Here is a 14592-nt window from a genome sequence, read left to right on the forward strand (position 1 = left end):
GATGAAAAAGTTTTGTGTATCATTTGTTTTTCTTTTGGCCTGGGGATTTTCCTGGGGTCAGGACATTCAATATTCTCAGTTCTATGCTGCTCCATTATATTTGAATCCAGCTTTTACCGGCTCAACCGAACTCACCCGGATAGGGGCAAATTTCCGAAACCAATGGCCGGGTTTGGACCATTCATTTGTTTCCTATTCGGCCTACATTGATCATTACATGTTTGACATCAATTCCGGAATTGGACTAATCGTAAACTCCACCCGTGAAAGTCAATCGAGGTTAAGTACCAATGAAGTTGGCCTTGCCTATGCTTACAAACTTCATTTGGGAGTAGACACTTACCTTAGGTTTGGAGGACAGGCGAGTTTTATTTCCCGAGACGCCTATTTTGGAGATTTGATTTTCGGTTCCCAACTGGACATTGAGCGGGGATATATTGATGACTTCAGTGGGGAGTTATTTGGGCATGATTTCAAACATAGTTTTCTGGATTATAATTTTGGCATGCTCTTCCATACCCAAATGTTTTGGTTGGGAATTTCGGGACATCACTTATCCGAACCCAATACCTCTTTTATTGATGGAAATATCAGCAAGCTCCCCATGAAGCTTTCAGCTCACGGCGGGATTAAATTTAACCTGGGGGAAGGGATGATCAATAATTATTACAGCAATACGAGGCAGGAAAGATCAGCTTTCTTTGCTTTTAATTATAAAAGGCAAGACCCATTTAATCAACTTGATCTCGGTGCCCAGATTTTCATAGAACCTTTAATATTGGGTGTTTGGTACCGGGGATTTCCGGTCAAATACCAACTCCCCAACAATGAGTCTATCGTCGGTTTGCTGGGTGTAGCACTCAACAGTGGCATAGATATAGGGTACAGCTATGATTTCACTTCCTCCAAACTCACACTGGGAAGTTCGGCAGGGGCTCATGAAATATCCATTAGGTATTCATTTTTGTATGGAGATCCCAAGGAAAGAAATAAAAGGAGCACCATAATTCCTTGTTTCCGGTTTTAAGGTATTAATCAAACCGGACAATATCCGCCCCCAGATGATTGAGTCGTTGGTCAATATACTGGTAGCCCCGGTCTATTTGTTCCACATTGTCAATTATCGAAATGCCATCAGCCGAAAGGGCGGCGATCAGCAGGGCCACCCCGGCCCTGATATCCGGAGAGGTCATTCTGATACCTTTTAGGGGATATTTTCTGTCCAATCCAATTACTGTCGCCCTATGGGGATCACACAAGATAATCTGAGCACCCATATCAATCAATTTGTCGACAAAGAATAGCCTGCTCTCAAACATTTTTTGGTGTACCAAAACAGTCCCCTTCGCCTGAGTGGCTACGACAAGTACTATGCTAAGCAAATCGGGAGTAAATCCCGGCCAGATGGCATCAGAAACAGTCAGTATGGACCCGTCTATAAAGGTCTCTATTTCGTAATGTTTCTGGGCTGGAATAAAAATATCATCTCCTTTGATTTCTAGCTTTATTCCCAGGCGCTGAAAGGTTTCCGGAATCAGGCCAAGTTTATCTACCCTTGCATTTTTGATGGTGATTTCGGATTGGGTCATGGCAGCCAGTCCGATAAAGGAGCCAATTTCAATCATATCGGGAAGCAGGGTATGGGAGGTGCCTCTTAAACTTTCCACTCCTTCTATTTCCAGAAGATTTGAACCGATGCCTTTGATTTTTCCTCCCATGCTGTTGATCATCAGGCAAAGTTGCTGAATGTAGGGTTCGCAGGCGGCATTGTAAATGGTGGTCTTGCCCCGGGCCATGCTGGCTGCCATGATAATATTGGCCGTGCCAGTGACAGAGGCTTCATCCAGAAGCATGTAAGCCCCTGTGAGTTGGCTTCCATCAATTTTATAAACGCCTTTTTTGGAATCATAATGGAACCTGGCACCTAGTTTTTGAAAGCCGGTGAAATGGGTATCCATTCTCCGCCTACCGATTTTATCTCCTCCGGGTTTTGAGATTTTTCCTTTACCAAACCTGGCGAGAAGCGGGCCTAAAAGCATCACGGATCCCCTCAGACCCGAGGCTTTTTCCAAATATTCCCCGGTTTCCAGATAGGAGAGTTTGATATTTTTGGCCTTAAAGGAATAACTTTCGGGTCCTTTTTTTTCAACCACCACACCCATATCTGAGAGCAGTTCAATCAATTTATTGACATCCCTAATATTGGGGATCTTGTGGATGGTGACCTCCTCAGAAGTAAGCAGCACCGCACAAAGTATCTGAAGGGCTTCATTTTTTGCGCCCTGAGGAGTTATCTCACCTTTGAGTTGGGTGCCTCCTTTTACCCGAAATGATGCCATTAATTCCTTCTTTTTTTACTGTTTTGGTTGTTGTTTCTTCTTTTTCCCCCGCTAAAATTTCTCCTTCCTCCGTTGTTGTTGGAATTGGATGTGCTGGCATTGACATTGCTCTTGAAATCCCTTCTCATGCTGGTTTCAAAAAGTCCGTTTTCCTTAACCTTGTCCAGGTCAATGTGTAATTTGCCCTTTGAGAGGGTTTTGATATCCTCCAATATGATGGCGTCATCAAAATTTTCCCTGTTCCAGGTAGAATGGAAACTGCGCATTAACTGTCCGATATAAATCAGGGCTATTTCCTGTTCCTCGTCATCTTCGATCTCTATGGCTTTTTCAATGAGCTTTTCTATGTTTCTGCCGTAGTGCTTGAATTTAACTTCACCTTCAGGATAGCCCACAGTTTTAGGTTTCTTCCCCAGAAGTTCTTTGAGAGGCATGGGAAAAGGACCATCGACCTCCAATTCAAAATCAGACATGATATACATATCGTCCCATAATTTCTGGTCACTTTCGCTTTTTAGCTGTGGGTTGAGTTGTTTCATCAATTCCACCAGAGCAAAGGCATATTCCGTCCTTTTTTCCTGATCAGGGACAGTTTTAATGTAATCCACTAATTTCTGGATGTTTTTTCCGTATTCTTTCAAAATAACTTTGTTTATAGGCTTTTCATTGTCTCTCATGATACCTGCATTTAAGTTTCCTGAACTTTTGTCAATATACTAAAAAATATGCATTAGCCAGTCTCAAATGTTTTTGGTATCCGCAATCAAAATATTTATTCTACTATGCGAAGCTTTGCAAAGCTAAGTAATAATGTTTTATCTCCAAAATGGTCGAAGTGAATATGTGCTTTTCTGTTGACGCCCTCGGTTTCTATGGACATGACTTTTCCAAAGCCAAACTTGGGATGCTCTATTTTATCACCGGCTGCCAGGTTATTGGTGTTGGAAGGTTTGAAGTCCGGGCTGGGGCTATGTACCCTGGCTGTGCTGTTTCTGACGGCAGGTCTTTTCAAGCCCACAAATCCACTACTTCCCTCGCTTTCCCTGAAGCTGCTGGAGAGTTGTGAATTCAGTTTTTTGTTTACTTTAATAAAAGCAGGATCAATTTCCTCCAAAAACCTACTGGGCTCGCAATTCAGCAGCCTGCCATATCTGTACCTGGTCAGCGCATAGCTCAGGTAGAGTTTGTCCATGGCCCGGGTGGAGGCCACATAGAAGAGCCTCCTTTCCTCTTCCAGATCTTCACGGCTCTGCATCATCATCTGAGAGGGGAAGAGATCTTCCTCCATGCCTACTACAAAGACATATTTGAATTCCAGACCTTTGGAAGAATGGATGGTCATCAATGTCACGGTGTCCTGATTGTCCTTATTTTGGTCTTCATCGGTAAGCAAGGCAATTTCCTGTAAAAAAGCCCCCAGCGATTTGTCTTCATTCTCCGGATTGTCAACGTATTCCTTTATGGCATTCAGCAGCTCTTGTACGTTTTCATACCGGTTCAGGCCTTCTATGGTTTTGTCTTCATACAATTCTCTCAGCAGCCCGGATTGTTTGGCAATACTTGTGGCGGCCTCAAAGGCATCTTTTCTTTCTACTTCTATTTTAAAACTTCTGATCGTGGTACTGAAATCTTCCACAGCATTGGCAGCCCGGCCGGGAAGGAAGCTTTTGCTATTGGTGATGACTTCCCATAAAGGTATGTCGTGCTCATAGGCGGCCACCATCATTTTTTCCACGCTGGTATTGCCGATTCCTCTTTTCGGGTAATTGATGATGCGTTTAAAAGCCTCTTCATCCTCTTGATTGACCACAAACCTGAAGTATCCCATCAAATCTTTGATTTCCCTTCTCTGGTAAAAGGAGAGCCCTCCCACAATCCTGTAGGCAATACCCAGCTTCCGGAGTGCCTCCTCCATTGACCTGGATTGGGAGTTGGTCCTGTAAAGGATGGCGAAATCACTGTTGTTGAGTTTTTTGTTGTTTTTTTCTTCAAATATCGTGGTAGCTACCATCCTGCCCTCTTCATTGTCTGATGAAGCCTTCATCAGTTCGATCAGGTCTCCATGCTCGTTTTGTGTCCAGACGTTTTTTTTCAGTTGGGATTTATTTTTTGCTATAATGGAGTTGGCAGTATCCACGATGTTTTTGGTGGACCTGTAGTTTTGTTCCAGTTTGACGATGAAAAGATCGGGATAATCCTTTTCGAAATTCAATATATTTTGAATATCCGCACCCCTGAAAGCATAAATGCTTTGTGCATCATCCCCCACCACGCAAATGTTTTGGTGTACGGCTGCCAGTTTTTTAGTGATCAGGTATTGGGAAAGATTGGTATCCTGAAACTCATCAACCATTACATACCTGAAGCGCTGCTGGTATTTATTAAGGACATCGGGATGATCTCTGAACAGCACATTGGTATTGAACAACAGATCGTCAAAATCCATGGCAGAGGACCTGAAAAGTCTTTTTTGGTAATTTTTATAGATTTCTCCCACCTTGGGCTTCATGGCAGCCTCATCATCTGCGAGAATGAAAGGATCGTTGATATAAGTTTCCCAGGAAATCAACCGATTCTTGGCTCCGGAAATCCTGGACAATACCGTATTGGCCTTGTAAACCTTGTCATCAAGGCGCATCTCTTTGACAATGGAGCGGATAAGGGATTTGCTGTCATCGGTGTCATAAATCGTAAAATTTCCCGGATAGCCTAATTTATGAGCCTCCACCCGCAATATTTTGGCAAAAACAGAGTGAAAAGTTCCCATCCAGGTGTTTCTGGCCTCCAGCCCAATGAGTTTTTCAATGCGCTGTTTCATTTCATTCGCAGCCTTATTGGTAAAGGTCAGGGAAAGAATCTGAAAGGGATCCACTTGTCTGGCATGGATCAGGTGGGCAATCCGAATGGTCAATACCCTTGTTTTACCTGATCCGGCACCGGCAATGATCATAACAGGTCCTTCCGTCCTTTCTACGGCGGCTTTTTGCGGGGGATTGAGGCTTGCTAGATAATCCATAAAACGTTGTTCAAGTTTCTGTTTCCCGGGGATGGATAATTAGAGACTGCAAAGGTACCATTTCTTTTTTACCTAATCCTGCTCTGCCTTTGAAATGTCAGCATCTCATATTTAAGTGCAAAATTAATGGTATTGGGGTTTTGCTGTTTGAAAAATAGTGTTTATTTCCTTTTAAATCATGTTTTGCTCATTTGGTAGAAAAAATATTGTGAAAAGTATAAGTTAATCTTTAATTTTGTCAATATCATAGTTAGAATGTGTCCAGTTCACCCTGGCAGTAATTACATAAAGGTACCTGCTTGCAGAAATTTGGAAATTTTTAATTTCAGGTCGTTTTATTCACTTTTTAGCTATTTGTATTCAAACCGACACCAATTTCTATATGAATAAGATCCTCATTATTGATGATGAAATTTCTGTTTGCAAACTGCTTTCAGGATATTTACAAAAGAAGGGTTTTGAAACTGAAACCACCATTAGCGGCAGACAGGGACTAAAAAAACTTCAAAAGGAGCATTTTGACGTTGTCCTTTGTGATTATCGCCTCGGAGATTATGATGGGAGTACCATCTATCCTGAAATCCGGAAAGTGAACCCTGATGCGGTGGTCATTTTTATTACCGGCTATGTTAACCTTCAGGTGGCAATAGGACTGGTAAAAAAAGGGGTCTATCAATACCTTGAAAAACCACTGAGGCCGGATGATTTGCTGGATACCATAAAGATGGCATTGAGCTCCAAAGCAAAGGGGAAACATTATCCTGAAGAGCATAATGAGGTTTCCCCTGAGCAAGAATTGGTAATGGGGCGGGATGAATCAACGAAGAAATTGATGAAGTCACTTTCCCTTGTCGGTCCTACCAACTACTCGGTAGTAATAGAGGGAGAAACGGGTACCGGTAAGGAATCCATAGCCAGATTGCTACACCAATGCAGCAAACGGTGCAATGGTCCTTTTATTCCAATCGATTGTGGAAGCCTTTCCAAAGAGATTGGGGCCAGCGAACTTTTTGGTCATGAAAAGGGTGCATTCACTGGGGCTTTTTCTGACAAGACAGGGGCATTCGAATTGGCGGAAGGTGGTACCATTTTTTTAGATGAAATCGCTAATCTTTCCCTGGACATTCAGGTGATGCTGCTAAGGGCCCTTCAGGAAAGAAAGGTTCGCAAATTGGGAAGTGTTAAATTGAAAGAGGTAGATGTCAGAATTATCGTAGCCAGCAACGAAAACCTTTTAGGCAAAGTAAAAGAGGGTCTTTTTAGGGAAGATCTTTATTACAGGATCAATGAATTTAACCTCAAAGTGCCGCCACTAAGGGAGAGACCCCGAGATTTGGCGCTTTTGGTAAATCATTATATAGAAAAAACAGGTAAAGAACTGGACAAATCCTTTTGTGGCTTAGATGAAGAAGTAGAGGTTCTATTCAATAATTATTCCTGGCCAGGAAATATCAGAGAGCTAAAAAACACCCTACGCAGGGCTTGCCTGTTAACAGAAGATGGGGCTAGTATTCACAGGGCTGCACTACCTGCTTCCCTACTGGCCCGGGATAATGAGATTTTAGCTGATAAAATCCCGCAGATCGGTCCATTAGTTGATGAGGAACTACCAGTGTTAGATCTTAAATCTCAGGCTCATTTGGCTGAGGCTAGACATATCAGGAAGGTACTTCTTGAAGTTGGATTTAACAAAACCAAAGCTGCTGAGTTATTAAACATAGACCGAAAGACCCTGTACCAAAAACTAAAAAGGTTTGAAGTAAAGGCCTAGCTACTCACCTTGACTTCAGGTGGTAGGGTCCACGTTTTTTCTATCAAAATAAAGTGAAAAAGTACTTCCGGTTTCTTTTTCACTATCAAGGTGGAAACCAATTTGATGACCCATGAGAATTTCCCTTGCCGTATAAAGGCCCATCCCGTTTCCTTTGGGTTTGGTGGTATAAAAGGGTTTGAATAGATTGGTGCGCTCTTCATCACTCATTCCAATCCCGTTATCCGCAATGCGTACGATGGATTTCTGATTGGCCAACCTGGAACTGATGCTGATGACTCCTTCTGTATTTTGAATGGATTCAATCGCATTATTGATGATATTATTTAGAGCCATCAGCAACTTGTCCCTGTCTATTGGGTAGAAAAAATCATTTTCGTTCAGATTTACATTTAGCTGAATTCCCATCAGCTTGAATTTATTGCGATTATTTTCTATGGCATCTTTGATCAATTCATTGATATTCAATGACCTGAAATTAAAATCAAAACTTTTGTCAAACTCCAGTAAGGACTTGATGGTCTGCCCCAAACGCTTGTTGTTTTCCTCAATAAAGTCGATACTACCGGATAAATATTTTGGTATTTTATCCATACTTTCTCTAAGCTCGGCTACTGCCAGCCCCATTCCGTAGGATAAATTTTTTATTTCATGTACGATAAGGTGGTTGAGTGACTTGGCAGCAGTAAGTTCATTCTTTCGAATGGCGGCTGTTGTCTCTTTCCTGATTTCACCAATGTTTTGGGCACTCAGCAAATAAATGTCTTCTTTTTCATGGATCTTATCCCCATTTAAAAGGACAGGAATTGCCTGGCCCTCTTTATTTTTTAACAGGTATTCCCAATTGATGACATTATCCTTTTTGCAAATTTCTTTGGTGAAATTTTCACCTTGTGCTATATGGTAGAACAAATCAGGAACATTCATGCTGAAGAGAACCTCAGCAGAATAACCCAGTTGGCGGAGGGCGGTTTTATTGGCATCCAAAATCCTGTATTCACAATCAAGCAACAATAAAATCTGATGGGATTTTTGAAATGCATCCCTGTATGATTCAGGTTTTAACATATCAATGAAGTATTGTTTTTAATCTTTATAAACCATAAATCGTGCAATTTTACCCGTGATGGGAAAAAAACACCCCGGATAGAATTATTATTCATTTTTTTTGTTTCTGAGTTTACTTTTTTTTTAAAAATAAAAAAACTAAATAAATTAATTTAATAAAATATTATGACTTCGATATTCGGATAAATAGAATTATATTTCATGTAAAAAAATATTAAAAAAACACAGGAATTTTTAATAGGGAAATGGATTTCCTGGTCTGATATTTCTTGTAGGTAGTAAGAAACCAACTTACTCAGGGTGTTTCCAAGCCAATAACAAATCCGATCAGAATGAAAAAAAACAAGACCAAAAAGAAGTTTGAGTTTTTCCATGCGGATAATGTTTTCGCAGGTCAGGCGGCAAAAAACCAAAGATTTAAAAGAAACCTTAACCCGCAAGAGTTGAAGAAAAACCCAGAAAGGAAAAGTCATGGAATAGAATAGGTTTTCAATCCAATATATTGCAAATGGGCTTATTAAACCATTGGATATTGTCTCCCGGTGACATTACGGGATGACTATTTGGATTGCGGTTTGCGGGAGGTAGTGGGATTCTCAGGCTTACTGGTTTTCGCCTGGTTTTTCCACCGGTTATGGGACCATAGATACAAAGCTGGTTGATCTTCTATATTTCTTTCTACCAGACTTATGAATTTTTCGGTAATGGAATGAGGGGAATGGTCAGTGTAAGGGGGGCCGGATAAAATGTGATATTCAAAAATATAATGGCCTCTTTTGGGTTTGCTGGTGTAGGCATAAATTACAGTTAGGCCAAATTTTTTGGCAAGTTTTTCCCCTCCCTCAAAAAACACGGTTTGACGGTTCATGAAACTGGTCCGGTACCTGATGTCCATTTGATTGGGCCTTTGGTCGGCGGCCAAGACAATCAATCTTGGCAGATGTCTGTTTTTCAGAAAATTCCGTTGAAACGATTTGCGTTCACTGATTTTGGCCCCTAATCTGCTTCTGATGCTGAACATCAATTTTTCAAAAAAGGGATGGTTTATTTTTGTATAAATGGTTTCACATTTTTCCTGCACCTCTGAGGAAACGGTCAAAAGGTGCCCCTCCCAGTTGAAAAAATGGCCGCACATACCGATTACAATCTCTCCTTTGTTCACCCGGTCAAAAATCAGGTAAGCGTTTTTAGAGAGGAATCTTTTATTCAGCTCCTTTTTGCCCATGGTAAGTAACTTGATGGTTTCTGCCAGGGAGTCCGTAAAGTTTCTGTAAAAATCCTTTTCAATTTGTTTTCTCTCTGCACAACTTTTATTTGGAAACGCATTGGCCAAATTTTCCTGTACGACTTTTTTCCGGTACCCTATCAGGTAATAGGCAACCAGGTAAAGCAAATCTGAAAAAACGTATAATACGCCCAGAGGAAGCATGGAAATCAGACGGATTAAGATCATTTGTTTTTCAACCGCATTAATTGGATGTCAAAAAGGAAAATCAAAATAATGAAATTATGATGACTTTCTTGGCTAAAATTAGTTATAAATAAAGCCAATTTGTAATTTTAAGGCCTATGTCCGAAGTACAGCGAAAAAAATATTCAGATAAAGAGAAAAACAGCATTTTTGATCATGAGTTCATGCCTCATATTGACTCTATGTACAATTTTGCCTTCAGATTGACCTTTGATGAAGATGATGCGAAGGATCTGGTGCAGGACACCTACCTGAAAGCATACCGTTTTATCAATTCTTTTGAGAAAGGGACAAATGCGAAAGCCTGGCTTTTCAGGATCCTGAAAAACAGCTTTATCAACGAGTACAGAAAGAAAAGCAAGCAACCCTCCAAGGTAGATTATCAGGAAGTTGAAACTTATTATAACTCGGATAATGTTGATTATAATATGACCTCGGATTTGAGGGTAGATGCCGTCAAAGACATGTTGGGCGATGAGATTTCCAATGCCCTTAACAGTTTGGCAGTTGATTTCAGGACTGTTATCATTCTTTGCGACCTGGAGGGTTTTACCTATGAAGAAATGGCCAAGATCCTGGATATTCCAATTGGGACAGTTCGTTCCAGGCTACACAGGGCAAGGAACCTTTTGAAGGACAAACTTCGTTCTTACGCCGAAAATATGGGCTATGATACAGAGGAAGAATAATATTTGAATAGAAAAACGTGAAATGGACAAAGATCTAAACACATCCAGCAAGAGAAAATTGAACTGTAACGATGAAAGTAAATGCTTCGAACTGTTGGAAAGCATTCTGGATGGGGAAGAATCCTCAGGTTCAAAGGAAATCTTGGATGAGAAACTGGCCAAGTGCCAACCTTGTTTTGAACACTATCATCTTGAAAAAGTAATTCGGGAGGTCTTAAAAAGCAAATGCACCAAACACATGGTGCCTGCAGAATTAAAAGACAGTATTCGGCAAAAAATTCAGGAAATCAAATAAAATTTCATGTCTCAGGGCAAAGCCATCATTTTTTCGGCCCCGTCGGGTTCGGGTAAAACAACTATCGTCAAACACTTGCTTCAGGAAATGCCTCAACTTGGATTTTCTATATCTGCCTGTACCAGGGATAAAAGAGGAAGGGAAGAAGAAAACGGAAAGGATTATTATTTTTTAAGTCCGGAAGAGTTTCAAAATAAAATAAACCAAAATGCTTTTATCGAATGGGAAGAGGTCTATGAAGGTAATTTTTACGGTACCTTGAAAGAAGAAATCCAAAGGATATGGGATGAGGGTAAACATGTGATTTTTGATGTAGATGTCAAAGGTGGTTTAAACCTGAAGCAATATTTTGGAGAAAAAGCGCTGGCAATATTCGTAAAAGTACCCTCCATGGAGGATCTTGCCCAACGACTCCGGGACAGGGGTACCGATTCTGAGGAAAGTCTTTCGCGAAGGATTTACAAGGCCAAATTTGAGATGGGATTTGAAAGTAAGTTTGATGTGACATTGGTGAATCAGGATCTTGATGCTTCCTTCAAAGAAGCGGAAACACTTGTCAGGAATTTTATTGAATCCAATAAGGTTTGAAAGTAGGTTTGTTTTTCGGCTCCTTTAACCCGATTCATATTGGCCACCTGATCATTGCCGATTCCATGCAGGATCAGACCGACTTGGAAGAAGTTTGGTTTGTGGTATCTCCACAAAATCCCCTTAAGTCCAGCAAATCCCTCCTACATGAATTTGACCGGTTAAAAATGGTAGAATTGGCCACTGCGGACAATTTTAATTTCAGGGTGAAAGACGTGGAGTTTCATATGCCCAGGCCCAGTTATACGATAGATACCTTGACTTATCTCTCTGAGAAACATCCTGGGAATGAATTCCACCTGATACTGGGAGGTGATAACCTCAACCATTTTCACAAGTGGAAAAACAGCCAGGAAATTTTGAAGCAATATGGAATGTATGTATACCCCAGGCCTGGCAGGAACAAAAGTATTGACCATGAGCACATCCGTTACGTAGAAGCTCCTTTACTGGATATTTCGGCCACTTTTATCCGGAAAACGATACAGAGAGGGGGGTCGGTAAGGTACCTGCTGCATCCTCATGTTTTGGATTATATCCGGGACAAGAAATTTTTTCTCTGATCAGTCCTTTAGTGCAGTGTTGGTTGTATTTCCCTTCCGGGTGCTGATTTTTTCGTTAATTTGTTTCGCGATGGCTTTTCCCTGGTCAACACCATGATCAATGGCCGGAAGGTAATGTATTCCACCGTAAAACCTGCTGATGGCAGCCTCCTCCGCAGCTTCCCTAAACGAATCAAATTCACGAATACCTAAACCATATTTTACCTCGGTGGAATCCATAAAATGGAAAGGTTCTCCCAGTAGCCTTGTCAGGGCGATAGATGCTGCCGTGGAGATTACACTATGCCCACTGGTGTATTCAGGAAAAGGAGGTGTTTGGAGAAGGGGCAGCCAATCCTGATCCATGTATTGGTTGATGTACGTTTCAGGCCTTATCAAAACACTTCTGTATTTTTCGTCCCAACAGGAGATGAAGGCATCAAAAAGATATATTGATGTTACAGCCATGGCTTCAGCGGTTTGTTTCCAGTCCAGGTTTCCGGCTTTGGAGGCAATACCCGTAATGCCCATCCAATGTCCGCCCGGAGTAATTTTCTTTTCCGCATACATCACATGCCCCTTTACATTCATCTTATAGGGGTTGCAATCCCAGAAGTAGGCTATTTCTTCCTGATTCTCATTCATTTGGTTGCCAGCATCCATTACCGCCTTGGCATCCAGAAAAAACCGGCTTTCCGGAAGAGTGTCGAATGGTGGTGGAGGAGGCGGGATAAACTGGTCGGCTGAATCCAGAAAAAAAGTCCGGATCTTATTCCAATGAGGTTCGATCCCCTCAATATAGGCGGGAGGGGTGGGCTTCCAGGAACCCGGGTCATTGTTGATGGTGTATTTTTCAAAGGACCTGCTCTGATGGTAATTGTCCCTTGAAGCATAGACCATAATTTCATCTGCCACTACTTCCCCCAGATGAACAGAAGCATCAAATTCGGCTCTTGGCATCCCTGCCATTAGAATCTTTTCATAGGCGGCCTCCTTATATGCCTCCATGTCCTGTTCAGAAAAAATCAAATTAGTGGCTACTTTACAGTATGCCGCCAGTGCAGACAAATGAAAGTTGATTTTCTCCCTATTTTCAATAGTTATGGCAAGGGGTTTGGAATCATTTAACTGCCCCATTAGGGAAGTATATTGTTCCGGGTCAGCCAATGCAGCTACCTCATAGGCAGCAATGGAAGGATAGGCATAAATCCTGCTCGCAACCGGAGGGGAAAAAATATCGTGCACAATGACATCCGTTAACGCTCCATTGGCATCTACTAAAAAATAATGTTCTTCCAGTAAACTTTTGTACGCTTCATTTTCTTTGCACGAAGCCGTGAAAAGCATCAGGAACAGGGGAATCAGAAGATGCCTGACCGGAATATTTTTTGGTGAAGAATTCATCATATTAATTGTAAAACTATATTGTCTTAATCGGCCTGTTTTTCAGTCAGGTTTTTTCCCGAATTTAAAAGATGCTGTTCATATTGCCCAATTATCCAATTAGCCACCTTCTTGCCCTGATCCTGTCCCCTGGTAATGGCATCCATAAAGTGAATACCGCCATAAAGTCTGGAAATACTCGCTTCCTCGGAAGCTTGCATAAAGGAATCGAAATCCCTGGTGCCCAGACCATATTTTTCTTCCACCGTATCCGTGTAGGCAAAATCATCACCAAAAAAATGACTGAGGATCACGGCGGAAGTTGTGGATATGGTGGAGTGTCCACTCAGGTATTCAGGGAAGGGTGGGGTTTGTAACATGGGTTGGTAGTTTGGATCCAGGTACTTTCGGATAGCCGTTTCAGGCCTGATACGATCACTCCTGTATTTTTCATCCCAACAACTGATAAATCCGTCCATTAATCCTAAAGCCACCAAAGTATTGATTTTCATGGATTCTTCAAACCCAAGCTTTGCTTTTTGGCAGGCAATATCAGTAATTCCCATCCAATGTCCTCCGGGTGAAATTTGTTTGATACCCACCATCAGGTGCCCCGTTTCCTGTAAAGCAAATGGATTACAGTCCCAAAAGGCTGCTATTTCTCTTTGTTCTTTATTCATCTCCAGCTGATAAACCTCTTCCATTAAATGAAAAAATCTGGAATTGGAATCTGTGGAAAAGGCTTCAGGAGGCAGGGGTTTAAACTGGTCAGAGGAATGAAGCACAAATGGCCTTACGGTGTTGAAATAAGGCTCTACCGGTGCAAAGTAACCGGGAGGTGTGGGGTACCATTTGCCCTCTTCTGTAGAAGCCTGGTACCGGGGATAGTTACTTATTTCCTTGTATTTATCCGCCTGTGCATAAGTCAGAATTTGTTGGCTGATATTTTCACCGTAAGTTGCTGCTTTACTGATTTCCTCTTCGGTATATCCCCTGGCAGCAGCAGAGTCTGTCAGGGCCATTTTAAAAGCTTTCATTTCCATACCAGAAGGTTGCATGCTGGCAGAAGTATGTATCATGGCAAAGGCAGCACTCAGGGATGGGGAAGGGCTTTTCTCACCAGGGGCTTCGATGGGGGGAAGGCCGTTAATAAACCCAGAGAAGGAAGGATAATTCTCATTCTCAAGAGCGATTACCTCATACCCGGATAGGCAGGCATAAGCATAAAATCTGGCTGCCAAAGGGGGGTTAGTGATGTCGTGCACCATGAGGTCAGTCATCTTTTCCGTAATCCAACCGATGGTTTCAGCCTCAATTGGTTTTTTTTCCAAAGAAGTATTGCAGGACACCGCAAGGGCAAGGACCAAAGCCAAATGAAGCGGCCTGGCCGGCAATATATGTCGAATAAACATTACTTTCCATTTCATTAA

14 protein-coding genes are annotated in these 14592 nt (G+C 41.7%); 7 read left to right on the top strand and 7 right to left on the bottom strand.

What is annotated here, in order from left to right:
- The first annotated feature begins 1 nt into the window (after position 1).
- Positions 2 to 1027 (top strand): PorP/SprF family type IX secretion system membrane protein, encoded by a 1026-nt coding sequence (locus G9Q97_RS12725; protein ID WP_166147431.1) that lies wholly within the window; start codon positions 2 to 4, stop codon positions 1025 to 1027.
- A 4-nt stretch (positions 1028 to 1031) separates the two neighbouring features.
- Here G9Q97_RS12725 and murA read toward each other — a convergent pair whose 3' ends face one another.
- The 3 genes from murA to G9Q97_RS12740 all read right to left on the bottom strand — a co-directional run bounded on the left by murA (position 1032) and on the right by G9Q97_RS12740 (position 5355).
- The gene (gene murA / locus G9Q97_RS12730; protein WP_166147433.1) at positions 1032 to 2339 is read right to left on the bottom strand and encodes a UDP-N-acetylglucosamine 1-carboxyvinyltransferase; all 1308 of its coding nucleotides are present in this window, start codon (positions 2337 to 2339) and stop codon (positions 1032 to 1034) included.
- A complete protein-coding gene (locus G9Q97_RS12735; RefSeq protein WP_166147435.1) occupies positions 2339 to 3016 on the bottom strand; it encodes a DUF4290 domain-containing protein in 678 nt (225 codons plus the stop codon). Before G9Q97_RS12735 ends, murA begins: the two co-directional genes overlap by 1 nt.
- A 95-nt stretch (positions 3017 to 3111) precedes the next feature.
- On the bottom strand, positions 3112 to 5355 hold the full coding sequence (locus tag G9Q97_RS12740; RefSeq protein ID WP_166147437.1) for an ATP-dependent helicase: 2244 nt from the start codon (positions 5353 to 5355) through the stop codon (positions 3112 to 3114).
- 382 nt (positions 5356 to 5737) lie between these two features.
- Between G9Q97_RS12740 and G9Q97_RS12745 the strand changes: the two genes are divergently transcribed.
- Positions 5738 to 7126 (top strand): sigma-54-dependent transcriptional regulator, encoded by a 1389-nt coding sequence (locus tag G9Q97_RS12745; protein ID WP_166147438.1) that lies wholly within the window; start codon positions 5738 to 5740, stop codon positions 7124 to 7126.
- A gap of 15 nt (positions 7127 to 7141) precedes the next feature.
- On the opposite strand, the gene G9Q97_RS12750 is transcribed toward G9Q97_RS12745, so the two are convergent.
- On the bottom strand, positions 7142 to 8194 hold the full coding sequence (locus tag G9Q97_RS12750) for an ATP-binding protein (protein ID WP_166147440.1): 1053 nt from the start codon (positions 8192 to 8194) through the stop codon (positions 7142 to 7144).
- A gap of 332 nt (positions 8195 to 8526) precedes the next feature.
- Between G9Q97_RS12750 and G9Q97_RS12755 the strand changes: the two genes are divergently transcribed.
- Positions 8527 to 8679, top strand: a complete 153-nt coding sequence (locus G9Q97_RS12755) for a hypothetical protein (protein ID WP_166147442.1) — start codon at positions 8527 to 8529, stop codon at positions 8677 to 8679.
- Positions 8680 to 8753: 74 nt separating this feature from the next.
- Here the strand turns inward: G9Q97_RS12755 and G9Q97_RS12760 are convergent, their stop codons facing one another.
- Positions 8754 to 9647 (bottom strand): lysophospholipid acyltransferase family protein, encoded by an 894-nt coding sequence (locus G9Q97_RS12760; RefSeq protein WP_166147444.1) that lies wholly within the window; start codon positions 9645 to 9647, stop codon positions 8754 to 8756.
- Between the two features lie 116 nt (positions 9648 to 9763).
- Here G9Q97_RS12760 and G9Q97_RS12765 point away from each other — a divergent pair, with 116 nt between their 5' ends.
- From G9Q97_RS12765 to nadD, 4 genes are read left to right on the top strand one after another with little or no spacing between them, the layout of a single operon-like run.
- Positions 9764 to 10354 (top strand): sigma-70 family RNA polymerase sigma factor, encoded by a 591-nt coding sequence (locus G9Q97_RS12765; RefSeq protein ID WP_073095374.1) that lies wholly within the window; start codon positions 9764 to 9766, stop codon positions 10352 to 10354.
- A 22-nt stretch (positions 10355 to 10376) separates the two neighbouring features.
- A complete protein-coding gene (locus G9Q97_RS12770; RefSeq protein ID WP_166147446.1) occupies positions 10377 to 10649 on the top strand; it encodes an anti-sigma factor in 273 nt (90 codons plus the stop codon).
- Positions 10650 to 10655: 6 nt separating this feature from the next.
- Complete coding sequence (gene gmk / locus G9Q97_RS12775) at positions 10656 to 11237, top strand: guanylate kinase (RefSeq protein WP_166147448.1); 582 nt, start codon at positions 10656 to 10658, stop codon at positions 11235 to 11237.
- Complete coding sequence (gene nadD, locus G9Q97_RS12780; protein ID WP_166147449.1) at positions 11234 to 11800, top strand: nicotinate (nicotinamide) nucleotide adenylyltransferase; 567 nt, start codon at positions 11234 to 11236, stop codon at positions 11798 to 11800. Before gmk ends, nadD begins: the two co-directional genes overlap by 4 nt.
- Here nadD and G9Q97_RS12785 read toward each other — a convergent pair whose 3' ends face one another.
- A complete protein-coding gene (locus G9Q97_RS12785) occupies positions 11801 to 13186 on the bottom strand; it encodes a vanadium-dependent haloperoxidase (RefSeq protein ID WP_246255645.1) in 1386 nt (461 codons plus the stop codon).
- A gap of 23 nt (positions 13187 to 13209) precedes the next feature.
- On the bottom strand, positions 13210 to 14589 hold the full coding sequence (locus G9Q97_RS12790) for a vanadium-dependent haloperoxidase (RefSeq protein ID WP_246255647.1): 1380 nt from the start codon (positions 14587 to 14589) through the stop codon (positions 13210 to 13212).
- Between the last annotated feature and the right edge of the window lie 3 nt (positions 14590 to 14592).

The organism is Cyclobacterium plantarum, from assembly GCF_011290685.1.
GTDB lineage: Bacteria > Bacteroidota > Bacteroidia > Cytophagales > Cyclobacteriaceae > Cyclobacterium > Cyclobacterium plantarum.

What these genes read in the sequence shown, in the direction of transcription:
- G9Q97_RS12755 (WP_166147442.1), top strand. Translation starts at nt 8,527, where the DNA reads ATGAAAAAAAACAAGACCAAAAAGAAGTTTGAGTTTTTCCATGCGGAT.
- G9Q97_RS12745 (WP_166147438.1), top strand. Translation starts at nt 5,738, where the DNA reads ATGAATAAGATCCTCATTATTGATGATGAAATTTCTGTTTGCAAACTG.
- G9Q97_RS12765 (WP_073095374.1), top strand. Translation starts at nt 9,764, where the DNA reads ATGTCCGAAGTACAGCGAAAAAAATATTCAGATAAAGAGAAAAACAGC.
- G9Q97_RS12770 (WP_166147446.1), top strand. Translation starts at nt 10,377, where the DNA reads ATGGACAAAGATCTAAACACATCCAGCAAGAGAAAATTGAACTGTAAC.
- G9Q97_RS12790 (WP_246255647.1), bottom strand. Translation starts at nt 14,589, where the DNA reads ATGAAATGGAAAGTAATGTTTATTCGACATATATTGCCGGCCAGGCCG.
- G9Q97_RS12740 (WP_166147437.1), bottom strand. Translation starts at nt 5,355, where the DNA reads ATGGATTATCTAGCAAGCCTCAATCCCCCGCAAAAAGCCGCCGTAGAA.
- G9Q97_RS12785 (WP_246255645.1), bottom strand. Translation starts at nt 13,186, where the DNA reads ATGATGAATTCTTCACCAAAAAATATTCCGGTCAGGCATCTTCTGATT.
- murA (WP_166147433.1), bottom strand. Translation starts at nt 2,339, where the DNA reads ATGGCATCATTTCGGGTAAAAGGAGGCACCCAACTCAAAGGTGAGATA.
- G9Q97_RS12760 (WP_166147444.1), bottom strand. Translation starts at nt 9,647, where the DNA reads ATGATCTTAATCCGTCTGATTTCCATGCTTCCTCTGGGCGTATTATAC.
- gmk (WP_166147448.1), top strand. Translation starts at nt 10,656, where the DNA reads ATGTCTCAGGGCAAAGCCATCATTTTTTCGGCCCCGTCGGGTTCGGGT.
- G9Q97_RS12750 (WP_166147440.1), bottom strand. Translation starts at nt 8,194, where the DNA reads ATGTTAAAACCTGAATCATACAGGGATGCATTTCAAAAATCCCATCAG.
- G9Q97_RS12725 (WP_166147431.1), top strand. Translation starts at nt 2, where the DNA reads ATGAAAAAGTTTTGTGTATCATTTGTTTTTCTTTTGGCCTGGGGATTT.
- G9Q97_RS12735 (WP_166147435.1), bottom strand. Translation starts at nt 3,016, where the DNA reads ATGAGAGACAATGAAAAGCCTATAAACAAAGTTATTTTGAAAGAATAC.